We start from the raw sequence: 22,462 nt of genomic DNA on the forward strand, positions 1-22,462 counted from the left end.
TATTAGTGAGAGTAGAGCGTCAATATGACAGTGTCGTGACGTTTATGTGGCGAATATATTATGCGCTATAAACAAATATTATAAAAAGGATAGGATTGGTTAGAGTGCACAAATGGTTAGCTTGCAGGGGTATTGTCTTCGTCTGTTTTTTCTTCAAATTTGTAGAAAAAGTTCCATAGGCAATAAACTGTAATGCCTGCTGAAATCATGGCCCAGATTGGTTCGTTTGCAACCCATTCAACAATGGCCCAACCAGCACAAAATAAGGTGGTAACAACTCGACGCCATTTAGGGCGAAAAAACGCGCGATCAGATTCAGAGAGCATACTCTTCCAGTTCCAATTGAATAGGTAATTATCTGCGACAATAGCAAGGGATATCTACAAGAAGTAAAATATCCCTATAGCTTATTGAGCTTTCGCCTTGCTATTTCCTAGGGAAATATGACGTGATCCTGTTAGCTGAGATTGTCCGCTAACCCCTGAATCGATTTTATCTATCTGCCCACCACGAGCAAGAAACTCTTGCATTTGCTTTTCAATGGATTCCGAAGTTTCCGAAGCAGCCGGCTGTTTCTTCTTAGTTGCCATGATAAATAGTCCTTGTTTTTAGATTGAACAAGGACTATACCAGATTTTCACAATATTTGCTTGTTATTGGCTAACGTCTGCAATCGTGTGTCTATCTTTTACTGCACGGCGCCACGAAATATTGCTTTATTGCGGTGAGTAAGGGTGATGTCGACGAATGATTGGGTTCAATAGTCGTGTTAACCATCCCGTGAATTCAATAGGCGCATCCAAGACAGTAAGACAAATACACTCTGCGTCTTTGGTGACGATGGGTTTGTGCTTATGACTGGCGTCCCGATTAATAAAGTCGCCTTGGCGATACACGCCGCTTTCATCGGAAAAAGCACCTTCTAACACTAGGGTAATCTCATCACCTGTATGAGTGTGAGTTGGCATATGTGCGCCAGCTTTGACTCGTGTTAGAGCAACTTGTGCGCCCCCTTCTTCATTGTAGAGTGTGGCAATTTTAAACGACGGCGATAAGCGCATCCAGTTGAGGTCATCGTAACTGCTTTTGATGAACTGACGCAGGCTGCGAGGAATACGGTAATCATCATTCCAACTTTGTGCTGGCACTTCTGATGTTTCCGGTTTGTCGAGATCGACGGGCTCCGGCTGCTCCGCTAACTTTTGGAAGAAGCTGTCTTTTAAACTGCTAAGGCGACGATTCTCGGTCTTGGCCTGTTCAAACAGGTGTGATCCAAGCATTTCGAGTTTGCGAATTTGCTGTTGGCATTCTTGGCAATGTTCTATGTGTGTAGACACACACAGAGAATGCGCCAGAGGCAATGAGCCAGCGGCATAATCGGTCAATGTTTCAATCGATGGATGGTAGTTAATCATCGATACTACCTCTTTACGTAAATAGTGAGTTTGTGCAAAGCGAGACGGACACGAGATTTTATCGTTCCAAGGGGAAGTGATAATTCTTCTGCCGCTTCCTTGTGGGTTTTGCCTTCTAAATAGACTTTTGCCAAAACCTGCTTTTGATCCTTGGGTAATTTATCTAAACCTTGTTGGATCCGTTCTTGATCTCTTTTTTGCTGAGCATCTTTAAATGGGTCTGCATTTTCGTCGACCACGTTTTGCCAGAGAAATTCTGGGTCGATATCAGACTGGTGTCGGCTGTTCTTACGCAAATAGTCGATACGGGCATTTCTTGCCAAGGTGAAAACCCAAGTATTAAGCGACGCGGACTCTGGCTTATAAGTGTGTGCTTTGTTCCAGATACGAATCATCACTTCCTGGGCGATATCATCGGCCATTAAATTTGCGCCAGGCTGAGCCGCAAGACAGAAACTTCTGATCTTAGGAACATAGTAATCAAATAGGCGTGTAAGAGCTGCTTGGTCTCTTGCTTCAGCAACGGCATGCATGTCTGCAGCTCGTTCTTCGTCATATTCTAGTTGGGTTACGCGTTCCATTTTGGCTCCAATAATGAAAGCTATCTCGACGCTTTGTGTGCGTTATAAATGTATTTACGTCATATAAATAAATGTGGATCACTTAAATGATCAAAAACAATTTAAAAAGAATGATCCAAAGTTCATTGGTTTGCGTTTAATCCTTATAACCAAACACCTGACAAGGTAACAGCTAAGGTAAGTGATGAATATGGCGGACGCGAAAATGGATCCCAGTTCTTTGTTAATAGAGCGCTTCAAGGCCTTCTATCTCGATGTTAAGCATCCACAGCTGGATAAAATTGATGAAATATACACAGAAGATGTGTTGTTCAAAGATCCCGTCCATGAATTGCGTGGTGCAGAAACCTTGCATGCTTATCTTTCTGAAATGTGCGCCAATGTTCATAGTGGGCGTTTTGAATATTTGGATCAGACTGTGTCTGAAAACACGGCATACATTAAATGGAATATGCATTTTAAACACCCTAAATTGGGCAACAAAACCATCACAGTGCGCGGTATTAGTCAGGTGCAATTTGATGAACGTATTTATTTTCACGAAGACGTTTATGATCTGGGACAATTAATCTATGAGCATGTGCCTTTATTAGGTTTTTTTGTGAAAGGGTTAAAAAAGCGTTTGGTGATGTAGGGAGGGTATTCAGATGAATCAAGCAATTCAAAAAGACGTAGTATGGATCACAGGTGCCAGTTCTGGCATTGGTTTAGCGCTTACAAAATGCTTTTTAGACGCAGGTTGGAAGGTGATTGCCAGCGCAAGAGGGCAAGGCGAGCTGACCTCATTGATAGATGCCAATGAAAACCTTTCTTTTGTTCCTTTTGATATGACAGACGAAAGCCAAATGGGTGCTGCTCGTGAGGCGTTAAGTGCCCATACTGATAAATTAGATTGTGCGGTACTGAATGCTGGAACCTGTGAATATTTGGATATGACAGACACTGATCCAGATTGGAAAATGATGGATCGAATCATGTCAGTGAATTTTATTGGCTTAGTGAACAGCGTCGAAGTGTCTTTACCGTTACTAAAAAAGTCACCCCGCGCGCACCTGGTTGGGGTGAGCTCACAAGCTGTACAAGCCGCATTTCCTCAAGCCGAAGCCTACGGAGCCAGTAAAGCAGCGATTCGATACTTTTTGTCTTCTTTAAGAATGGACCTAAAGCAATTCAATGTAGATGTGACTTGTTTGTTACCCGGCTTTGTCGACACGCCATTAACGCAGAAGAATACTTTTGATATGCCGTTTCTGATGTCCGCTGACGATGCGGCAAAACGTATGTTTACGGCTTTAGGGTCGCGGCCTTTTGAATATGCCTTTCCTAGGCGCTTGACCGCCATGTTGTGGCTAGGTCGACATTTTCCAAAAATGTGGCTCTCTAAGTTAGCGCCTAAAAAACCATCTAATACATCAGCCTAGCTGGGTAATGACAAATTACGTTTTAAGGGGACAATGAGTGAAAATTGCCATTATTGGATCAGGGATTTCCGGATTAACCAGCGCTTATCTTTTGCAGCAACAACATGATGTCACCGTATTTGAATCTGCAGAACGTATTGGAGGTCACACCGCCACCGTCAATGTAGAAGAAAGCGGTAAAACTCGTGCTATTGATACCGGTTTTATTGTATTTAATGATTGGACTTACCCTAACTTTATCCGTTTGATGGATGAGCTGGGCGTGAAATCAAAACCAACAGAAATGAGCTTCAGCGTAAGTTGTCAGCGTACTGGGCTGGAATACGGCGGGAATAATCTCAATACTCTGTTTGCGCAACGCCGTAATTTGTTGAATTTTTCTTTTATCGGTATGTTAAAAGACATCTTACGCTTTAATAAAGAAGCCATCCTAGACTTAGAAAGCGGCCTATTGAAAGAAGGCGTGACGCTTGGTGAATATCTAAAAGAAAAAGGTTACGGCAGTCGGTTTGCTAGTCATTATCTCATTCCTATGGGCAGCGCTATTTGGTCATCTACTTTAGATGAAATGATGGACTTCCCTTTGGTATTTTTTGTTCGCTTCTTTAAAAATCATGGCTTGTTGAGTGTTAACGAGCGCCCGCAATGGCGAGTGATTGAAGGCGGCTCGTCTTCGTATTTAAAGCCTTTAGTGTCTAAATTCGAAGACAGAATTCAGCTGGGCGCGGATATATCGAAAGTAGAGCGTTCAGCTGAAGGCGTGGTGATGCATTTTGCTGATGGTTCTACACAAGATTTTGATCAAGTCGTGTTTGCTTGTCACAGTGATGAAGCGTTGGCGTTACTGGCTGATCCTTCAGCAGATGAGCGTGCAATCCTGTCAGCTATTCCTTACCGCAACAATGATGTGGTACTTCACACTGACACAAGATTATTACCGAAGAAGAAATTGGCATGGTCGAGCTGGAATTATCACTTGGGTTCTGATCGGACTAAGCCCGCAACGCTAAGCTACAACATGAATATTCTGCAGCACTTTTCTAGCGATACGACCTATGTGGTGACATTGAACCAGACTGATATGATCGCAGAAGACAAAATAGTTGGGCGCTTTCAATATTCTCATCCTACTTTTACCTTAGACGGCATTAAAGCACAGGACCGTTGGTCAGAGATTAATGGTGTTAACAAAACCTGGTTTTGTGGTGCTTACTGGCGTAATGGCTTCCACGAAGATGGTTGTTGGAGCGGTGTTCGCGTCGCAAATGGATTGGGTATTTCATGGTAGATTTTGTTCCTAAGCACAGTGCTATTTATCAGGGTACGGTGCGCCATCGTCGTTTTACACCTCGTACTCATGCCTTTCGGTATCGTGTCTTTATGATGTATTTCGATTTAGATGAGCTAGATGATGTGCTGGCGATGAGCCCTTGGTGGTCAGTTAAGCGCTGGTCTTTGGCTCGATTTTCCCGAAAAGATTATTTTGGTGATGAATCTGCGTCGATTAAGGGCGCAGTTTTGGCTGAAGTGAACAACCGCTTGGGATTGAAACTAACCGGTCCAGTGCGCATGTTGACCAACTGCCGCTACTTTGGCTTTATCATTAATCCCATTACTATTTATTACTGCTTCGATGAAAATGAACAGCTGCAAGCTATGCTGCTGGAAGTAACCAATACCCCTTGGAATGAAAAAATCGCTTATGTTTTAAAGAGTGATCCAAGTCTGCAAAGCCAACGTATCCAATTTAATAAGGGAATGCATGTGTCTCCATTTCACCCAATGGAACATTTCTATGATTGGCGAAGTAATACACCTCACCAGAAACTGGCAGTACATATGCAGAATAAAGAGCGAAAAAATGAGCAATGTGTGTTTGATGCTACGTTATCACTGACTCGGCAGCCACTCACACCTCGTTCCATGGCGACTGTATTGTTTAATTATCCTGTGATGACCATGAAGGTGGCATTCGGAATATATTGGCAAGCACTTAAGCTTTGGGTGAAAAAAGTGCCTTTTTATTCACACCCCAATTCGTCTTCTACAACGACTAAATAAGACGATTATATTAATAATTAGCCAAACACATTAGGAGACCAATAATTATGAACTCCGTTAGTATGAGTGATCAAAAAGTGATAAAAAATCGCACAGCAACATGGTTTGATAATCTAGCGCGCAAGATGGTTTTTACAATGTTGGGCCGATTAGAGATAGGTCATCTTACTTTAGAAGAAAACGGTGAAACCTATACCTTTGGCGAGCCGAAGGATGATACTCAATACATTGCTCATATTCATGTTCATGATATTCATGCTTACCGAGATGTGTTTTCAAACAGCAGTATAGGCGCTGGTGAAGCCTATATGAAAGGCTGGTGGTCATCTTCTGACATTGTGTCTGTTATTCGTCTGATGGTTGCTAACCTGAATCTTATTAATAAAATGGACGCCAAACGTCCTATCTGGAGCCGTGTTGCAACCAAAATTATTCACAAGTTGAATGCCAATACAAAGAAAGGCTCGAAAGATAATATTTCGGCCCACTATGATTTAGGTAATGATTTTTTCTCATTGTTTCTCGACCCTACCATGATGTATTCCTCGGCGGTTTATCCTCAGATTAACTCTTCTTTAGAAGAAGCCTCGGTCAATAAGTTGGATCGGATTTGTCAAAAGTTACAACTGAGTGATAAAGATCATCTTTTAGAGATTGGTACTGGGTGGGGCGGTATGGCGATTCATGCTGCTAAGCATTATGGCTGCCAAGTAACGACAACCACAATCTCAAAAGAACAATATGAATTCGCTAAGGCGCGTGTAGCGGCTGAAGGTTTGCAAGACAAGATTACTCTATTGCTTGAAGACTATCGTGACCTGCAAGGCCAATATGACAAGCTAGTGTCGATCGAAATGATTGAAGCCGTTGGTCACGAGTACTACGACAGTTATTTCTCTAAATGCAGTGCACTATTAAAACCTCATGGTGTGATGGTTATTCAAGCCATTACTATTGCCGATCAGCGTTATGACTATGCGCGTCGCTCTGTAGACTTCATTCAGCGTTATATTTTTCCCGGTGGCTGTTTACCGTCCAATCAAGTAATTGCTCATAAAATCGCCTCCAAAACCGACATGCAAATTGTCGGACTAGAAGACATTACTGAGCACTATGCGAAAACCTTGGCTGACTGGCGAGCGCGTTTTCATGCTGCGCGTCATGAAGTCTCCGATATGGGCTTCGATGACGTGTTTTGTCGTATGTGGGACTTTTATCTTGCGTATTGCGAAGGCGGCTTTAAAGAGCGTGCAATCAGCACAGGGCAGTTTATTTTTGCTAAGCCTGATCATCGCTTGTCGATAGAAATAAGATAGAGATCGCCATGAAACGTTTTGGCAATGCCATTTTATTCCAAATTGTCTGGTTTATTTGTGTATTGGCTGGAAGCGTTTGGGCGCTTGTTGCCACGATTGTTTATTTGCTCATACACGATCGTTATTTTATGCATACGCGCAGGGAATTGCGTTTGTTGGTCTTGTTTCTTGGGCTTGGTGTTTTGATAGACGGTACGTTATTTCAAATTGGATTGTTCTCGATGACAGCCACATCAACAGGAGACAATCTTTTACCTCCTGTTTGGCTGTTGTGTCTTTGGATAAGTGTTGGAACCTTGTTTGCACATAGCTTGTCGATGTTACGTTCCCGTTACTTATTGATTGCTCTAATGGGCATGATAGGGCCACCTCTAAGTTATATCGCAGGGGCTAAATTATCAGGAATTACATTGGCTGAACCCATATTTTTGACATTGTCTGTGGTGGCGTTAATTTGGGCGTTGATACTGCCTTTAGGTATGTGGTTTGGAGAAAGATGGACAATCTTCTCGGAGGAAAGTGAAAATGGCTAAGATGGAAAGGTCAAAAAAATTATCGCTTAACTGTGTTCCAGTGCTGATCACAGGGGCGCTTTTGTTTACTTCATTAAGCTCGGCAGAAACTCTTTCAGAGAGCCCGGCCGATCCTACAATTTCCAAAGTAGTAGGCAGTGCTTACAGTTTAGATGAAAAGACGCTACTGTACCGAGAGACTCATACGAAACAGAGTGATTCAATTTACACTGTGGAATACTCAGAACCAGATGGTCAGGTCTTTGCGACCAAGTCGTTAGACTCTTCCAAGTCGTCAATTGCGCCTAGTTTTTCTCAATTGAATGAGCGAAACGGGGAAAAAATTGATGTCTTACAGTCAGGCAAAAAGCTCGAAATCAGCTACCAAGAAAATAGTCAGGCGAGTTTAGAAAAAGACTCAGTACCTTTGGTTCCTGGAGTCGTAGTCGATGCTGGTTTTAATGCTTTTGTTACGCAATATTGGGACACTTTAATCACAGGCAAAGAAATGGATATTGAATTTCTTGTGCCAAGTAGACAGTCAACTTATAGCTTTCGTTTTGGTAAATCAGACTGTATTGACGGAACTGAAAGTGGTGTTACCTGTTTTTCTTTGAAGCCTGTTTCTTGGTTCGTGAGAATGGCTGTCGATCCTATTGTCGTCGCGTACGACTCAGAAAATAAGCGTTTGCTGCGTTTTACGGGGCGAGCCAACATCAGTAATGAACAAGGCAAATACCAAAACGTCGATATCCAGTACCGTTACTTTTAAATAACACTTTTAGGCTTCCAATTTTTAAAGGAAATATTATGACGAATGTTTGTCGCTCCATCATGGTTAAAATCTCAGCGGTATGTTGCTTGTTATTGCTAACGGCATGTTCGACACCTGATGTGTCTTTATACGCTAAAAATGAGCCTAAATTCGAATTGCAAACCTTCTTTTCTGGTTCTCTTACCGCTCACGGAATTTTAAAGAATCGTAGCGGTGAAGTGACTCGCTATTTTAATGCCACGTTAGAAGGTAGTTGGGATAATGGGGTTGGTACTCTCGCTGAAGTTTTTGTATTTGATGATGGCGAAGTGCAAGAAAGAACTTGGATTATGACCCCAGACGATCAAGGGCGTTATTCGGCTACTGCTAATGATGTGGTAGGCACTGGTGATATTAAAATTGCTGGTAACTCCCTGTTTATGAACTATGTTCTACAAGTGCCTTACGATGGTGATTTGCTAGAAGTGAATGTTGATGATCGTATGTATATGGTCAAAGAAGGTGTGGTAATTAATGAGTCTGTAATGAAAAAGTTTGGTGTAGAGGTGGGATATTTATCAATTGTGATTGAAAAACAGCTCGCTGATTGAATCGTTTATTTCAGCAGCTTCTATATACATCTAAAGAAAATGCTCTGTATTTTATGTTATATATGAAAGACTACCACTAGGTAGTCTTTTTTTTTAACTTTTATTTATTAAAAAAATTCTATCGGTGAACCGAGATAATGTAATGTTAGTTAACGAGTGAAATAAGAGGGAAGCTATTATATGTTTGGCAGTGTTACGGCATTGGTTCCTTATAAGAAGAAAGTGTTATTTTATTATGGTTTCCTTTCTTTACTTATCAGTATTCCTCTTTTCACCGTTAGTCTTTATTTCTTCTTGCTACATGACTTAGACAACAAAGCCAAAGCTGCTGAAAATATACTGATAACTCAGATGGAAGGTATTTTCTCTGAATTAAAAACGGTGGTTGATAGTGCAGGATTATCTTGTCAGGAAGAGGATGCTACTCGTTTAAAGCGATTGGTATTTTACTCACCAACGTTTAAAGAACTCGGGCTTTTTGATAAAGACTTCCGTGTGTTCTGCTCCAATTATGGAGTCGTTAATATTCCCATTTTTTCATCGATTGTTACTCGTATCGAAAGCAGTGCTGGCCGTAAAACCGTTTCTTTGGTGCGCTCGAAATCATTGGGAGAAGCAACATTTTTTGCCTTTTATCAGGGCGAAAATGGAATTGGTGTAAATGGCTTAGCACCACCTATTCGATTTTCCACTCTTATCGACCCCATAATATTACCCGACTATTTTTATGAATTAACCATAGGTAAGCGAATATTGTCTTCCAATCGCGATGGTATGGATTCAGATATATGGAATAAGAAGGTTGTATCATTGGACGATTGGTCGGTGACATTAGATGTTTTTCTTCCCTCTAACTTGTATTGGCAACGTCTGTACTCCTTCGCTCCTTTCATATTCGCTGTTTGGCTAGTTTTGTTTTTGGCTTTTTACACTGCGCATTTAATCAGTGTTTATTATCGGCGTTCAATGCGGCACTGCATTCGCCGGGCCATTAAAAATGCTGAGATTGATGTGTACTTTCAACCTGTTGTTTCGCTAAATCCGGGTGAATCTCTTGAGATGGAAGCATTACTCCGTTGGCAATCTTTGAATCATGGGTATGTATCACCTTTAGTCGTTGTGAAAGTGGCCAGTGAATTGGGGTTGATGGACGAACTTACATGGGTGGTTATTCGTAAGGTCGGAGCGTTTTATCGAGAGTATCCTGATCAACTTATCGATATTAAAACCTCTGTCAATGTTGATCGGTTTAGTTTACTTAAAGAAAGCTTTGCTCCCAAGCTGGCGAGTATTTTAGAAGAATACCCAGAATTAAAAGGTCACTTAGGCCTTGAAGTAACAGAAACTAGCGTGCTGAACCACGACGAATTGCCGCTAATGGTGAGTCGCTTTGAACACATTAAGGCTTTGGGTATTGGACTGTCTGTGGATGACTTTGGTACAGGTTATTCTGGTTTAGACTTTCTGCGCCGTTTTCCGTACGACACTTTAAAACTCGATCAAGTATTTATTGCCAATTTGAAAGACGACCAATTTACGCGCCAAGTATTAACGTCAATTACTATCTTGGCTAAAGAGCTGGGCATGAAATTAGTTGCTGAAGGTGTGGAGCGTGAAGATCAACTTGAGGCTGTTAGGCTGTTGGGAGTAGATAGGGTTCAAGGTTATTATTTCTGTAGACCACTTCCAAAGGATCAAATTATTACGTGGATAGCACGCAATAATTCTATTGAAAATGCCGCAAAATAAAGCATTAGAAGTGATGTAAGATTGTATTCTTGTAGCGCTTCTCTTACTCTCTACCGCTTAATTTTCTCGACGTAAGGCTAAACAATATGTCCACTCTGGTTTTTCGGCTTAAATATGTTCCCGATGAGGAAGCGGACGAGATTCGTCAGTTGTTAGCCGAGAATGACATTGCCTTTTATGAGACCTCTGCTGGTCGTTGGCAAATATCCATGGCTGGCTTGTGGGTAAAAGACAAAGAGCAAGCGATTAAAGCGAGAGAATTGATTCGTGAAGATCAAATTGCCCGCGCTCAAACCATGCGCCCTATTTCATTTGGGCAGTGGATACTTGGTTATTTACAGCATGCGCGACAGAACCCTGCCGAAGCCTTTTTCACTCTTATCGCTGTCTTGCTGATATTGAGTGTGTCTATTTTACCTTTTACTTTATGGATATGATCTAAGGCTGAGGGTTCGCAAGTAGGGCGGCTTTGCGTTGCACGCGAGCACTAATCAGCTGCACATTGATCGCACTGGCTACCACAATAAGCATCCCAAACAGACTTAATATATCAGCATGAGAAGAGCTTATGCTGTTAGCCCACCACCCAAATGCCACACAAAGCTCGGTAAGGATGAAAGCCATAACCGGCGTTAGAGCGATGGACGCGCTAACTTGAACCGTTTGCCAATAGCGCATAGCTTGAGCGAAGGCCCCGTAGGCAACGACCGTATTAAGACAGCAGAAAGCTGCGATCCATATCTCATTAGGTGACATCTCAAGCAACTCACTTGGTGATGAAAAAGGCAGCATAACAACTAAGGCATAGACATAAATTGCTAGTAAAATATTTGTTGGCGCCAAGCGTTTAAATAACGACTTTTGCAGCAATGCATACATAGACCATGCCGCTGCTGATAGCTGAATAATTGCGAAGCCTATCCAGATGGAGCCTTGACTGCCTTGAGCAAAAATAGGATGGAAAAAAACCAGCATGCCTAATCCAATCCCCACAAAGCATAGCCATTGCTGCCAGTTAATGCTCTCTTTCAAGAAAAACAAACCGCCTAGGGCAAGAAATAGAGGGGCAACTTGAAAACTTAGCTGTGCCGAGCCTGGTAGTAGGAAGTTCAAGCTCCAGGCAAAGCTGGTGTAGTTAATGATCAAGAAGGTTCCTGCAGCAAAAAGACGTAACCAGTCTTTTTTAGAAAGCGATGTGAACTCGCTTAGCTTGCCGCGTTGCCATTGCCATAAGCCTAAAAGGATGGCCGCCACCGAAAAACGTAACCAAGTCAGTGTAATAGGATCAGAAAAATCGCCTGACAGTTTTAGGGCAATGGGCAGCATGCCCCAAAACAAGACGGTAATGGAGCTGAAAAATAAGCCGTATAAAAATGCTTGTTTTACTGTTGGCATAAAAAAGAGAACCTTATAACAGGAGATATACATTCGGAGCGTCATAATGGCTTCCCTTGCAAAACAAATCCAATGCATAATAGTTCTAATTATTATGCATATATCGGGATTTAGTCATGATTCCAAGCTCGCTACAACATCTGGATTTGAAGTCCCTGACAGGGCTTTTGTATTTATTGGAAGAACGCCATGTTGGGCGGGCTGCAGATCGGTTGTACTTGAGTCAATCTGCAATGAGTCGATTGTTAAATCGACTGCGTGATGCTTTTGACGATCCCTTGTTCATTCGTACCTCAAAAGGCATGGTGCCGACATCAAAAGCCCTCATTCTCGAAGCACCATTAAAGCTTATGTTAGAGCAAATGGAGGGACTGGAATCTTCGCCTGATTTTCAACCGCAAAGCAGCAACCGGGTGTTTCGCTTACAAACCACCCACTATCAGGCGCAAGCCTACGTGCCTGCAATCGCCGAACGCTTTTATCAAGAAGCGCCATTTGCCTCGTTGGAGACTACGACCATTACCGAAACCAGCTTGTTGAGTCAAACCGAGCATTCTGTTGATGTTGTGTTATGTAGTGAATATATTGAAATCCCCAACACTTACCGAAAAATTTTGCTGGGACGTGAAAAATTTCGCTGCATCATGTCGAACAATCATCCCCTTGCCAAGCAAGATCAGATTAGCCTTGATGAGTATTTAAGCTTCTCTCATGTTTTGGTTAGTATGGGAGGAACTCGACGTGTAGTGAGCGACTTCGTGTTGGCCGATAGGGCCCATGAGCGACGATTTGCATTCCGGACGCCATATTTTTTATCCGCGTTAGAAACAGTAGGGCGTACATCCTTACTCATTAGTACGAGTGGTTTGTTGGCGGAGCGATTCTGTGAGCAATTTAATCTCACTATGAAACCCTTACCTGTTGAGTTTCCTGACTCAAAATATTTTTTAAGCTGGCCAAAAAGTATTGAGCGAGATCCCGCTGTTGAATGGTTTAGAAAACTTACGGAAGAGGTGGCCAAAGGACTCATTCCTTATCCGGAGTCGTGACTTTACATAGCCGTGAAGATCCTGCACATTTAGTTCAATCTGAGGAATTCGGTTATACTCGCATTTTGGGTTAAAACAATGGCATCACTGTGGTCTTAAAAAGCAAGAATACAAAAAGTAAACGCTCTAACAAGTTAGAGCTTCATCCTCGTAATCCGCATCGTGCGCGTTATGATTTTGCTTTATTGGCGGATTCTTGTCCTGAGCTTTCTAATTATATTCAACTCAACCAATACGGTAATGAATCGGTAGATTTTGCTAATCCAGATGCAGTAAAAACCTTGAATCGGGCCTTGCTTAGCCATTTTTATGGTGTTGCCTTTTGGGACATTCCACCGGGCTACCTTTGTCCACCTATTCCGGGTCGAGCCGATTACATTCATTATCTCGCAGATCTATTAGCAAGCAGTAATGAAGGTGTTATTCCTCGCGGTAAAGGCGTGAAAGTATTAGACGTTGGTATTGGTGCGAATTGCGTATATCCGATCATTGGTCACCAAGAGTATGGTTGGCAGTTTGTTGGCTCGGATGTTAATCCGGTTGCTGTGGCAACGTGTGAGACTATTGTTAAATCTAACGCTTGTTTGAAAAGTGCGATTATAGCGCGTTTGCAAACTCAGTCTGCCAAGTTATTTGATGGCGTTTGGAAGGAAAAAGACCGTTTTGATTTGACCCTTTGTAATCCTCCATTTCATACCAGTGAATCTGCTATGATTGATGAATCTCAGCGCAAATGGCGTGGCGTGAAAGGCAAAACAACCACCGAGAAGCCTGTACTTAATTTTGGAGGCACGGCTGCAGAGTTATGGTGTGAGGGTGGTGAAGCTGGTTTTGTGTCTCGTATGGTCAAAGAAAGTGTGCAATACGCAGATCGTTGTTTTTGGTTTACTTCGTTAGTGGCTCGGCAAGGTAATCTAGACGCGATTTATCGTACGTTGAAAGACGTTGGCGTTCGTCAGGTAAAAACGATTGAAATGGCACAAGGTCAGAAAATCAGTCGATTTGTCGCATGGAGCTTTCTTGGAGACGATCAGGTTGATTATTGGAAAGACAACTATTGGCAAAATTAGGTGTCAATTATTTGATACCCTGCTGATATAGTATAAAAGTATTATAAGCCCTATTATTCTTGAGCACCTTTACGTTTTTTTGGATTTAAGCTAAGTCGCCTGTGTGATTAGCATTTGAGAGGTCTTAAATTGCTAAAAAGCTTTCAATCTCGATTAATCATGTTTGTCTTATTGTTGCTGGCACTCGCTCAATTAGGCACGGCATTGGCGGTCTTGACGTCGTTAAAAGAAGACAACTATAAGCAAGGGGTACAATCAATTGATGTATCTCGTAATGTTTTCGACTTATTTTTAGCTGCACGCGCCGAGCAACTTACCAAAGGGGTAGAAATATTAACTTCGGATTTTGGTTTTAAGCAAGCGGTCGCTACTAGGGAAACTGGAACGATTCGCTCTGTTTTGCAAAATCATGGTGCGCGTATTAATGCAGATATTTCTCTTCTAGTGACACCTCGTGGCGAACTGATTACTGCCACACAGCCGCTTAATATTACCGATACAGTTGCCGAACTAGTATTTGCGGCACGCCGTTCTCGCGGGTCGTCTATTAGTACGATGGTGGCGTTAGATAATCGTGCTTATCAACTTGTTTTAGTACCGATCAGAGCGCCGAATGTGGTGGCTTGGGTTGGCATGGCGTTTTTGTTAGATCAAGCGTTGGCTGAACGAATTAAAAATGTAACAGGTTTGGACATCAGCTTTGTCTACGAAACACAAAACACAAATATGCTGTCAGGTGCATCTACCTTACCTTCTATAGAAAAAGATGCCTTATTAAAAGAGATCGGTAATATTAAAGACATTATCACTTCTCCTGTGTTCTCGGATGACGAAAAGTACTTATCTCTAGGTGTCGATATAGGTGTGACGAACCAGTGGGGCATTATTCATTTGCCCTATGACCCCTGGCTAGAAAGTTATCGCGATACGCGCAATCAACTGATACTGATCTTTACCGGCGCCTTGGCTTTGGCCTTGTTATTTGGTATTGCTTTGGCCCGAAATATGACTAAACCGATTGGTCGTTTGGTAGGTTACGCCCAGCAAATCGGTCTGGGTGGAACGAAAGAAAAGGTTAGTGCACCGAATATAGGTGGCGAGTTTGGTGTGTTGTCTCATACCATGAAGACAATGCAGGACTCTATTATCAGCAGGGAAGAAGAACTCACCTATCGGGCTTCACATGATCAGCTCACCGGGTTATTCAATCAGAGTGCGGTAGAACAGTATTTAAGCGACACCTTACCCAAAGAGCGGGGTGGTTTGGTGCTTGTTAATATTCGTCACTTTAAAGATATCAATAATATGCTGGGTTTTGATGTGGGTAACTTGTTGTTATCTAAAGTGGCGGAACGCCTGCAAACATGGGGACATGATGCGAAGAAGTTAGCAAGATTGAATGCGGACAAATTTTTGCTGATTTTTGATCGCCCTATTACTGAGCAAGATTGTGAAGATTTAAAGTGCTTTTTTCATAATGAATTTGAGATCGAAAAAGGATCGAGTATTCGTTTGGATATCAGTATTGCAGTGCTTCCCATCGAGCACGCAACCGCTACCGTCAATAGTGCGATGAGGCGTTTAGACATTGTTGCTGATGAAGCAAGTGACTCAAGTAAATTGTGTGTTTTTTATAAAGTGGGCCAAGACGAAAACCATCGTAGACAATTGACCATTATTCGAGATTTACCCGCCGCATTAGATAGTGGCCAGTTGTTTGTTGTTTATCAACCTAAGGTTGGTTTAGCAGGAGATGATTGTCATGAAGCTGAAGCATTAATTCGCTGGATTCATCCTGAGCTCGGCTTTCTCCCCCCTGATGAGTTTATTTCTTTATTGGAACACGCCGGTAGCATCCAGCAATTAACCAAATGGGTATTGAACACCGTTTTATCTCAGCTGAGTAAGTGGTGGGCTCAAGGCCATGAAATCCGTGTGGCTGTGAATTTATCTGCCCATGATTTGTTAGATGAACAGCTGCCCTTTATTGTCTCTGAAGCATTGCAGACGAATCGTTTACCGACACGGGCGCTTGCATTAGAAGTGACTGAAAGCGCAGTGATGAAAGATCGAGAAAAAGTGATCGGTGTGCTAAAGGCATTGCAGGACATGGGTGTTCATCTTGCGATTGATGACTTTGGTACAGGTCAATCTTCATTGTCTTATTTACGTGAGTTGCCAGTTAACGAGGTTAAAATCGACCGAGCTTTTATTCAGTTTATTGATACCAATAAAGGTGACGAGTTTATTACGAAGGCAACCATTGAGTTATCTCATAGTTTGGGCTTTCAGGTTACCGCTGAAGGTGCAGAAACTGCGGAAGGAACGGCGCTTTTAAGATATTACCATTGTGATAAAATTCAAGGCTATTTCTTCTCTAAGCCTTTGTCACCAGAAGATTTTTTCAAATGGCGTGAAACATTTCATTCGCGTTAAATCATACATTTTAATAAGACATCAATCTTGCTCGTTGTTTAAGTTAGGTTAATCCAATTATGTTGCTTTTGATACGGATGGCATTGCTATTATTGTTGGTGGTAGGCGTAACACTACTGGGTATAGTGTTTTGCTTACTCACCTTATGGTCAAAAAACCGTGTTTACTATCTAGGGCGTGTGTTCGCGAAGGTCGCGAGACTGTTTGGATTGTCTGTTGAGTCACGAGTTTCTGACTTGGCAAAAACGGTTCCTCAAGCCGTTTATGTTGCTAATCACCAAAATAATTTTGACCTATTTACGCTGGCGGCAGTCGTGCCTGAAGGAGTAGTGACGGTTGGTAAAAAAAGCTTGCGTTGGATTCCTTTCTTTGGTGTTTTGTATTGGGCCAGTGGTAATTTTTTGATCAACCGAGAGGACCGTAAGCAGGCGATAGCTACCATTGATCAGATTGTCTCTAGCATGAAAAAGACGGGCTTATCTATTTGGATGTTTCCAGAAGGCACGCGCAGCCGGGGACGTGGATGGTTGCCGTTTAAACGCGGTGCTTTCCACGCCGCGGTTCAAGCTGGGGTTCCTATTATTCCTATCGTCTGTAGCAGCACGCACAATCAGGTAAATTTAAATCGTCTGCATAACGGCAAGGTTGTTGTTGAAATGTTGCCTCCAATTGATACCACTGGATTGCATGAAACTGATGTTGTGCAGCTGATGACAACCTGTGAAACCCTGATGCATGAAACCAAACAACGTCTCGATAAAGAGCTTACGTAATAAGTCTTATTATAAAGACAAATGACTCTATGGGTGGTGAAGTGAGTCTATGGTTTCTTCTAGTTGTCTCTTGACTCCCTGCTTGCTCGGATGATCATCCGGTAAATCTTGTTGTGACCATTCAGGGTGCTGCTGAGCCTGTTTAAAGTAAGGTTTGATGCGATCCAGTAGGTTGCTGCTTGGTGATTTAGGTGATAGTTGATAGGCCTGTTGTGATGCGTGTCCTCGTTGATGAAAGTGCTGAATAGCGTTAATGCCTCGTAGACATAATAAGGTTAGCGTGGCCTGATCGAGGCACAAAAAATGCTGCTTGGTGAATTTGCTTTTCAATGTGTCTTTATAATGCTGACCAGTTTTCCATGTTGCGCCTAAGATAGCTCCAATCGTGGTAGCTGTGCCTAATGTGAGGCCAGCAGACATAACATCAATACCTGCTCCAATTGCTGCGCCAGTTAACGCGCTCGTGCTGGTTTCAATCCCCCATTCTTTTAGCGTATCTGCGTCGAACAGGTCTTGTTCCCAGCGAGCGTTTTGAATGTCTAATGGTGATGCAATTAGGTCTTCTGGCTGAAATTCATACAGTCGTAAAAGCTGACTGGTGTAGTCTCGTTCGAGAGTACGTATTTCGTCTTCGAAAAGGCGTACTTCTTCGTTTTGAGGAGGGTAACTGGAGCACGCTAGTCGCGTACTGGCGGCTTTTAGCAGCAAGTCAGATAATAGGTTACAGGCCATCGAACGGCGTAATTGAGCGGCACCTTCTCGGTTTTGGATAAGAAGTGTGATTAAGTCGTAGTCTTCTGGCATTAGGCTCTGAATGCTCTGATAGAGACGCTTTTCATCTTCAAAGTAAAACGCGACAGTGTCGTATTTAATAACCGCATGTAGGTGGCGCTCCGCCAAAACTTTTCGCCACGCTTCCATGTGAATGCTGTCCGCGGCGCTAAAGTTAAGAATCGGAATAATCGGCTTATTGACGCTGGCCAAGAGTGCTATCTCATCTAAATATTTACCTAATGGCGCTTGGCGTAGATCGATGACATATAAAATAATATCACACTGTGTTAACTGCCTTAGGATCTTGGCTTCTTGTTCAAATTCATCTTGTGCAAAATGACTTTCGTTAAATGCTTGCAGCCAGTCTGTACCTTGATAAGAGTGAAATGCCGCTGAATGGCGAATCTGCCAAAGCCCAATAGAGTCTTCAAATCCTGGAGTATCGGTTAGAGTCAGAACAGATTGCTTGCCTATCTGAATGTTCACGCTTTCTACGTGACGAGTGGTGCCTGCTCTGTCGTTTACTTCGCCAAAGTCATGACGACGTAGCAAGGTACGGATCAATGATGTTTTACCAGTATTGGCGTGACCAACCACTAAAAGAGAAATAGACACAGCTTAATCCTTTGACTGCAGAGATGTTGAAGGTACCCGCGTTTCTCTTGCAAGACGTTGCCAATCGTCTTGGAATGCGCTGTTTTTTGCGTCATATAGTACCAAGTTTAAGGAAGGGTAATGGCCGCGCGCGAGCCTGAGAAAACGCCTTGTCCCTCTGTCTGGACTTTGTTGGGCGTTTACCAGTAAATACATGGGCTCATTATGTGTGACCTCCAAAAAATGCGACTGCTCCTCCCGACTGTTTAGCATAGTTAGAGACTTTGCTGGGTGTAACGGCCTCGGTGTCTCTGTACTCCATTCAAACAATGCCCAGTGCTGTAAAAAGGCCGACTTAGGAAGCTCGCTTCGTAGCTCTGAAATATGTTCACCGCCAGCTTGTGAGTCTGAATTATGCTCTGTGTCTAGAATATGGCGGCTTTGGCTTTCTGGTTGACGATAGCGATTTTTAATAATTCTTTCTTGTGTGCTTAGGGGCAGCATTGCTCGCTTAACTCTGTATATGCTCAAACAAACTAGCGTTAAAAATACTCTTGGGAAGACGCCATAAATCATAATGCTTGCCAGCAAAAAATTAGCCCAATGCTGTCTTGTCGCGGCTGTTTGCGAAATGAGATCCACACGGCTAGCTAAAATGTCTAATTGATTGGGTAGCGAAATGCCAAACCATTGTGGAATGACACTCAATGTTTGCGTCAGTTTAATAAAAGCCTCATCACTCAAAAGCGTTGTTTCCCAAACAAAGTTAATTTGATTGGTAAGCAGTAAGAGTAAGGTCATTATCCAGCCTGCCAATAAATAACATCCCCAAGCGCCATGTGACAGACTGCTGATTAACCATTTATTGGTGTGATTAGGGCACTGCCAATGTAGGTAAGCGGCACTGACATTCTTTTCTATATGTGAATGCTTACTTACTTTATTATTTATAAAAATCAATAGGCTAAGAAGCATTCCCTTGCTGTTTGCCTGCTGTTTCATAGTAGTTAGCATGGTGAGAGTCCAAACCGCCAAATTCAGCATGTGGAAACCCAGTAAAATAATAAACAACCAAAAAATATTGGCTTGATTAGACTGATTTATAGAAAAGGCAGGAGGAACAGCCATGAATCCTAACAACGCGCAAAACATCATTAGCACGACAATAGCGCGATTAAAATAACGCTTTAGAGAGGCAAATTGTGCCGAATAGCTGGTGGGCTCTGGTGTTGAATCGAGTGCGTTGAGCGCCGATTTTAAATCATTTGCATGAGCTGGTAGGCGAAAGGCAGTGTGGGTTTCTAGCCATGCAGCCAGAGCCAATTTGGCGTTGGGCGTTGGGGAAGTCATGTTATCGTTTTGCTCTTTTCATCTGATGATCTTTCTCTTTTTTGCAATGCCGCATGTTTGGAATGACACCATTGTCCTCCTCTCTACTTTGTTTTACTTGATGTTGTCGATAAAGGCAAAAGGCCCGAGAAGTTTCTTGAATGTGTTATCTGAAAATACACTTTCATCAATAAGTTAGGTGTCATGTTTTGTTTTATTGCGTTAGGTCAAGATAAGCGTGTTTATAAGTTATTAAGTGCAGTATAAATGTAGGTAATTGTTAATGTAGATTGATTCATCTTGCTATGCCACTCTACTATCATCTTATGTGCCGTGCACACGGTGGTTTTGTTAGGAGACAAATTTATGCGTTTTAATTCCATACGGGTGAAAAGTTCTTTGCCTGCTCTTGTAATGAGTATTACTTTTGTGATCGCCATGACTGCAATGGGATACATTATAGATCAATTGCAAACAGCCTTAGATTCTCAAGCCGATTCATATGGTAAAGCCTCTGCGGTCATTCTGAATGCGGATCGTGACCTTTATCAAGCTAAGCTTGCTGAGCAGAGAATGATCGCAGGTGTTGGAGTGCGTGCAGACGAAGACGCTGACCGCCTAGAAAATGCGCAGCAGGTTAAAGATCGTTTAGCGCTATTTCGTCAATATCTATCAGCTGAGCCGCAAGTGTATAAATCGCTGGGTGATTTTGATAAATCCTTTAGTGCGTGGCTGAGTTCTTCTAATGCTGTTGTTGCGATTGATAAAAGTGCGCCTAACTTTGCAACATTAGAGAAAAAATCCAACGCAGACTTTAGCACACTTCGAGGCATTCTTGATCAGGCTGGCGAAGCGGTTAATGAGCATGCAATAAAATCGAAACAACTTCTTGAAGAAAAAGTAATAGATTTTGAAAAGTTCGCGATTGCTATTGTTATCATTGGCTTGTTGGTAGCTATTTGGTTCAGCTACAAAACACCTAAAACGCTTACTAATCAAGTGCGTTACTTAGGACAGCGTATACGTGAAATATCCGAAGGAGATGGTGATTTAACTCAACGTATCGAGTTTTCTACTAAAGATGAACTGGGTGACTTAGCCAATGAATTTAACGACTTTGTAGGTCGTTTGCGAGGCATCATTAGCAGTATTCATGAGCAATCAAATGCCTTAGGGCAAATGACAGGCCAGCTAAATAATGCCGCTGCACAAACGGCAAATATTACCACTAGTCTTGCAAACGCGTCGGCCTCTATTGTCAGTGCGGGCCATGAAATGGACATGTCTAACCAACAAATGGCGACGGTGGCACGTGATACTGCAGAAGAAGCGAAGAATTCTAATAGTTTGACGCAAAATGGTATGTCTGCAGTCAATAAATCACAGCACGCGATTACTGAACTGGTTTCTGATATAGAGTTGGCACTAGGCCGCTCTGATGAATTACAAAAGAGTTCTGAGAACATAGCCTCTGTCTTAGAAGTGATTCGCAACATTGCAGAACAGACCAACTTACTAGCATTGAACGCCGCAATTGAAGCCGCGCGTGCTGGCGAGCAAGGTCGTGGTTTCGCAGTGGTCGCCGATGAGGTTCGTACCTTAGCAACGCGAACTCAAGACAGCACAAATGAAATTGAGTCTATGATTGAGAAACTAAAAATCAACGTAGCAGAATCGTCTAAAGCGATACAGAACAGCCGTGATAACGCTGGGTTTACTGTGGAGAATTTTGACGAAGTAACCAAGGTGTTTAATAGCTTGCAGGAATCTTTCGCAAAAGTTCAGGAGATGGCGGCACAAACGGCACAAGCGACAGAAGAGCAATCGATTGTTGCTAATGACATCAACCAAAACATGGTGTCGTTGAAAGACCAAACTGATTCTGTTCAGTCTGTATCGGATCTTATCCAGCAGCAGTCCAAAGACATTACTACGCTGTATCAAAACCTTGATCAGCAAGTTGGAAGCTTTAAAGTTTAGTTCTACTACGGAACGTAAACCAAAACCGTTTATCGAAAGATAAGCGGTTTTTTCATTTATAGTCTGAGGTAAGTCGCTTAAGACATTCTTTTTAATGGCAATGGCGCCGCTGTTTTGACCGAGCGAATAGCAAAATGGCTTTGAATGTCTTTTACATGAGGCAAAGACTGCAGGGCTTTTAGAATACGCTCATAGTCTGGTAAATCCACTGCCACCACCTCTAGGCGATAATCTGCAATGCCAGAAACAAGATGCGCGCTGATAATGTCTTCCATCTCTAAAATCGTATTTTCAAACACAATATGTTTATCCCCAGCATGGCTCTTTAAACGCACTTCCACAAATACCGTCATGGAAAATCCGGCTTTTTGGCGATCGATGCGGGCGTGATAACCCTCGATCACACCAGTGTCTTCCAATTGCTTTACGCGGCGTAAACAAGGCGAGGGAGATAAATGGATTTCTTCCGCTAAAGCGACGTTGGTCAGGCGTCCGTCTGATTGCAGGTGAGAGAGAATATCTAGGTCTGTTTTGTCCATAATGGCACACATTAGTAATGTATAGAGTTGAATTGAGTGTTATATGCTAAAAAATAGCCTTTTTTGAGGGTGAATAGCAAGGACATGCTCGCGAATGAAAGAA

At 42.5% G+C, this 22,462-nt stretch carries 23 protein-coding genes; 15 read left to right on the plus strand and 8 right to left on the minus strand.

Features of this window, described 5'->3' with window-relative positions; genetic code table 11:
• Positions 1-116 precede the first annotated feature (116 nt).
• The 4 genes from DFP77_RS06780 to DFP77_RS06795 all read right to left on the minus strand — a co-directional run bounded on the left by DFP77_RS06780 (position 117) and on the right by DFP77_RS06795 (position 1,996).
• A complete protein-coding gene (locus DFP77_RS06780) occupies positions 117-326 on the minus strand; it encodes a hypothetical protein (RefSeq protein ID WP_114411525.1) in 210 nt (69 codons plus the stop codon).
• 81 nt (positions 327-407) lie between these two features.
• A complete protein-coding gene (locus DFP77_RS06785) occupies positions 408-590 on the minus strand; it encodes a PFL_1563 family small protein (protein ID WP_114411526.1) in 183 nt (60 codons plus the stop codon).
• Positions 591-716: 126 nt separating this feature from the next.
• On the minus strand, positions 717-1,415 hold the full coding sequence (locus DFP77_RS06790) for a ChrR family anti-sigma-E factor (protein ID WP_114411527.1): 699 nt from the start codon (positions 1,413-1,415) through the stop codon (positions 717-719).
• A gap of 5 nt (positions 1,416-1,420) precedes the next feature.
• A complete protein-coding gene (locus DFP77_RS06795) occupies positions 1,421-1,996 on the minus strand; it encodes an RNA polymerase sigma factor (RefSeq protein WP_114411528.1) in 576 nt (191 codons plus the stop codon).
• 190 nt (positions 1,997-2,186) lie between these two features.
• On the opposite strand from DFP77_RS06795, the gene DFP77_RS06800 reads away from it, so the two are divergent.
• The 10 genes from DFP77_RS06800 to DFP77_RS06845 all read left to right on the plus strand — a co-directional run bounded on the left by DFP77_RS06800 (position 2,187) and on the right by DFP77_RS06845 (position 10,857).
• Positions 2,187-2,630, plus strand: a complete 444-nt coding sequence (locus DFP77_RS06800; RefSeq protein WP_239544431.1) for a nuclear transport factor 2 family protein — start codon at positions 2,187-2,189, stop codon at positions 2,628-2,630.
• Positions 2,631-2,643: 13 nt separating this feature from the next.
• A complete protein-coding gene (locus DFP77_RS06805; protein WP_114411530.1) occupies positions 2,644-3,417 on the plus strand; it encodes an SDR family NAD(P)-dependent oxidoreductase in 774 nt (257 codons plus the stop codon).
• A 37-nt stretch (positions 3,418-3,454) separates the two neighbouring features.
• Positions 3,455-4,705, plus strand: coding sequence for an NAD(P)/FAD-dependent oxidoreductase (locus tag DFP77_RS06810; protein ID WP_114411531.1), 1,251 nt, complete (start codon positions 3,455-3,457; stop codon positions 4,703-4,705).
• Positions 4,699-5,478 (plus strand): DUF1365 domain-containing protein, encoded by a 780-nt coding sequence (locus DFP77_RS06815; RefSeq protein WP_114411532.1) that lies wholly within the window; start codon positions 4,699-4,701, stop codon positions 5,476-5,478. The genes DFP77_RS06810 and DFP77_RS06815 overlap by 7 nt, the downstream gene beginning before the upstream one ends.
• A gap of 47 nt (positions 5,479-5,525) precedes the next feature.
• A complete protein-coding gene (locus DFP77_RS06820; protein ID WP_114411533.1) occupies positions 5,526-6,794 on the plus strand; it encodes an SAM-dependent methyltransferase in 1,269 nt (422 codons plus the stop codon).
• Between the two features lie 8 nt (positions 6,795-6,802).
• Positions 6,803-7,327: a DUF2878 domain-containing protein gene (locus DFP77_RS06825; protein WP_114411534.1), complete on the plus strand. Its 525-nt coding sequence runs from the start codon at positions 6,803-6,805 to the stop codon at positions 7,325-7,327.
• Complete coding sequence (locus tag DFP77_RS06830) at positions 7,320-8,078, plus strand: hypothetical protein (protein ID WP_258861082.1); 759 nt, start codon at positions 7,320-7,322, stop codon at positions 8,076-8,078. Before DFP77_RS06825 ends, DFP77_RS06830 begins: the two co-directional genes overlap by 8 nt.
• 38 nt (positions 8,079-8,116) lie before the next feature.
• A complete protein-coding gene (locus DFP77_RS06835) occupies positions 8,117-8,671 on the plus strand; it encodes a DUF3833 domain-containing protein (protein ID WP_114411535.1) in 555 nt (184 codons plus the stop codon).
• A 180-nt stretch (positions 8,672-8,851) separates the two neighbouring features.
• Entirely contained in the window at positions 8,852-10,420 is a 1,569-nt protein-coding gene (locus tag DFP77_RS06840) for an EAL domain-containing protein (RefSeq protein ID WP_114411536.1), read from the plus strand.
• Positions 10,421-10,506: 86 nt separating this feature from the next.
• Positions 10,507-10,857, plus strand: coding sequence for a DUF6164 family protein (locus DFP77_RS06845; protein WP_114411537.1), 351 nt, complete (start codon positions 10,507-10,509; stop codon positions 10,855-10,857).
• Between the two features lies 1 nt (position 10,858).
• On the opposite strand, the gene DFP77_RS06850 is transcribed toward DFP77_RS06845, so the two are convergent.
• Entirely contained in the window at positions 10,859-11,815 is a 957-nt protein-coding gene (locus tag DFP77_RS06850) for a DMT family transporter (protein ID WP_114411538.1), read from the minus strand.
• Positions 11,816-11,931: 116 nt separating this feature from the next.
• Here DFP77_RS06850 and DFP77_RS06855 point away from each other — a divergent pair, with 116 nt between their 5' ends.
• The 4 genes from DFP77_RS06855 (at position 11,932) to DFP77_RS06870 (ending at position 17,143) form a co-directional block, all read left to right on the plus strand.
• Positions 11,932-12,864, plus strand: coding sequence for a LysR family transcriptional regulator (locus DFP77_RS06855; protein ID WP_114411539.1), 933 nt, complete (start codon positions 11,932-11,934; stop codon positions 12,862-12,864).
• A gap of 89 nt (positions 12,865-12,953) precedes the next feature.
• On the plus strand, positions 12,954-13,934 hold the full coding sequence (rlmF, locus tag DFP77_RS06860; protein ID WP_114411540.1) for a 23S rRNA (adenine(1618)-N(6))-methyltransferase RlmF: 981 nt from the start codon (positions 12,954-12,956) through the stop codon (positions 13,932-13,934).
• Positions 13,935-14,063: 129 nt separating this feature from the next.
• Positions 14,064-16,370 carry a bifunctional diguanylate cyclase/phosphodiesterase gene (locus DFP77_RS06865; RefSeq protein ID WP_114411541.1) on the plus strand — a complete coding sequence of 769 codons (2,307 nt, stop codon included), beginning with the start codon at positions 14,064-14,066 and terminating at the stop codon, positions 16,368-16,370.
• A 59-nt stretch (positions 16,371-16,429) separates the two neighbouring features.
• A complete protein-coding gene (locus DFP77_RS06870) occupies positions 16,430-17,143 on the plus strand; it encodes a 1-acylglycerol-3-phosphate O-acyltransferase (protein ID WP_114411542.1) in 714 nt (237 codons plus the stop codon).
• 27 nt (positions 17,144-17,170) lie between these two features.
• On the opposite strand, the gene DFP77_RS06875 is transcribed toward DFP77_RS06870, so the two are convergent.
• Entirely contained in the window at positions 17,171-18,532 is a 1,362-nt protein-coding gene (locus DFP77_RS06875) for a GTPase/DUF3482 domain-containing protein (protein ID WP_114411543.1), read from the minus strand.
• A gap of 3 nt (positions 18,533-18,535) precedes the next feature.
• The gene (locus DFP77_RS06880) at positions 18,536-19,861 is read right to left on the minus strand and encodes a DUF2868 domain-containing protein (RefSeq protein WP_114411544.1); all 1,326 of its coding nucleotides are present in this window, start codon (positions 19,859-19,861) and stop codon (positions 18,536-18,538) included.
• Between the two features lie 345 nt (positions 19,862-20,206).
• Here DFP77_RS06880 and DFP77_RS06885 point away from each other — a divergent pair, with 345 nt between their 5' ends.
• Complete coding sequence (locus DFP77_RS06885) at positions 20,207-21,820, plus strand: methyl-accepting chemotaxis protein (protein ID WP_114411545.1); 1,614 nt, start codon at positions 20,207-20,209, stop codon at positions 21,818-21,820.
• 77 nt (positions 21,821-21,897) lie between these two features.
• Here the strand turns inward: DFP77_RS06885 and DFP77_RS06890 are convergent, their stop codons facing one another.
• A complete protein-coding gene (locus tag DFP77_RS06890) occupies positions 21,898-22,359 on the minus strand; it encodes an Lrp/AsnC family transcriptional regulator (protein WP_114411546.1) in 462 nt (153 codons plus the stop codon).
• Between the last annotated feature and the right edge of the window lie 103 nt (positions 22,360-22,462).

This window comes from Marinomonas foliarum, assembly GCF_003337275.1.
GTDB classification, from domain to species: Bacteria; Pseudomonadota; Gammaproteobacteria; order Pseudomonadales; family Marinomonadaceae; genus Marinomonas; species Marinomonas foliarum.

Bases quoted from the DNA above. Each gene is read 5' to 3' on its own strand.
- DFP77_RS06780 (WP_114411525.1), bottom strand. From the start codon at position 326: ATGCTCTCTGAATCTGATCGCGCGTTTTTTCGCCCTAAATGGCGTCGA.
- DFP77_RS06785 (WP_114411526.1), bottom strand. From the start codon at position 590: ATGGCAACTAAGAAGAAACAGCCGGCTGCTTCGGAAACTTCGGAATCC.
- DFP77_RS06790 (WP_114411527.1), bottom strand. From the start codon at position 1,415: ATGATTAACTACCATCCATCGATTGAAACATTGACCGATTATGCCGCT.
- DFP77_RS06795 (WP_114411528.1), bottom strand. From the start codon at position 1,996: ATGGAACGCGTAACCCAACTAGAATATGACGAAGAACGAGCTGCAGAC.
- DFP77_RS06800 (WP_239544431.1), top strand. From the start codon at position 2,187: ATGGCGGACGCGAAAATGGATCCCAGTTCTTTGTTAATAGAGCGCTTC.
- DFP77_RS06805 (WP_114411530.1), top strand. From the start codon at position 2,644: ATGAATCAAGCAATTCAAAAAGACGTAGTATGGATCACAGGTGCCAGT.
- DFP77_RS06815 (WP_114411532.1), top strand. From the start codon at position 4,699: ATGGTAGATTTTGTTCCTAAGCACAGTGCTATTTATCAGGGTACGGTG.
- DFP77_RS06820 (WP_114411533.1), top strand. From the start codon at position 5,526: ATGAACTCCGTTAGTATGAGTGATCAAAAAGTGATAAAAAATCGCACA.
- DFP77_RS06825 (WP_114411534.1), top strand. From the start codon at position 6,803: ATGAAACGTTTTGGCAATGCCATTTTATTCCAAATTGTCTGGTTTATT.
- DFP77_RS06830 (WP_258861082.1), top strand. From the start codon at position 7,320: ATGGCTAAGATGGAAAGGTCAAAAAAATTATCGCTTAACTGTGTTCCA.
- DFP77_RS06835 (WP_114411535.1), top strand. From the start codon at position 8,117: ATGACGAATGTTTGTCGCTCCATCATGGTTAAAATCTCAGCGGTATGT.
- DFP77_RS06840 (WP_114411536.1), top strand. From the start codon at position 8,852: ATGTTTGGCAGTGTTACGGCATTGGTTCCTTATAAGAAGAAAGTGTTA.
- DFP77_RS06845 (WP_114411537.1), top strand. From the start codon at position 10,507: ATGTCCACTCTGGTTTTTCGGCTTAAATATGTTCCCGATGAGGAAGCG.
- DFP77_RS06850 (WP_114411538.1), bottom strand. From the start codon at position 11,815: ATGCCAACAGTAAAACAAGCATTTTTATACGGCTTATTTTTCAGCTCC.
- DFP77_RS06855 (WP_114411539.1), top strand. From the start codon at position 11,932: ATGATTCCAAGCTCGCTACAACATCTGGATTTGAAGTCCCTGACAGGG.
- DFP77_RS06870 (WP_114411542.1), top strand. From the start codon at position 16,430: ATGTTGCTTTTGATACGGATGGCATTGCTATTATTGTTGGTGGTAGGC.
- DFP77_RS06880 (WP_114411544.1), bottom strand. From the start codon at position 19,861: ATGACTTCCCCAACGCCCAACGCCAAATTGGCTCTGGCTGCATGGCTA.
- DFP77_RS06885 (WP_114411545.1), top strand. From the start codon at position 20,207: ATGCGTTTTAATTCCATACGGGTGAAAAGTTCTTTGCCTGCTCTTGTA.
- DFP77_RS06890 (WP_114411546.1), bottom strand. From the start codon at position 22,359: ATGGACAAAACAGACCTAGATATTCTCTCTCACCTGCAATCAGACGGA.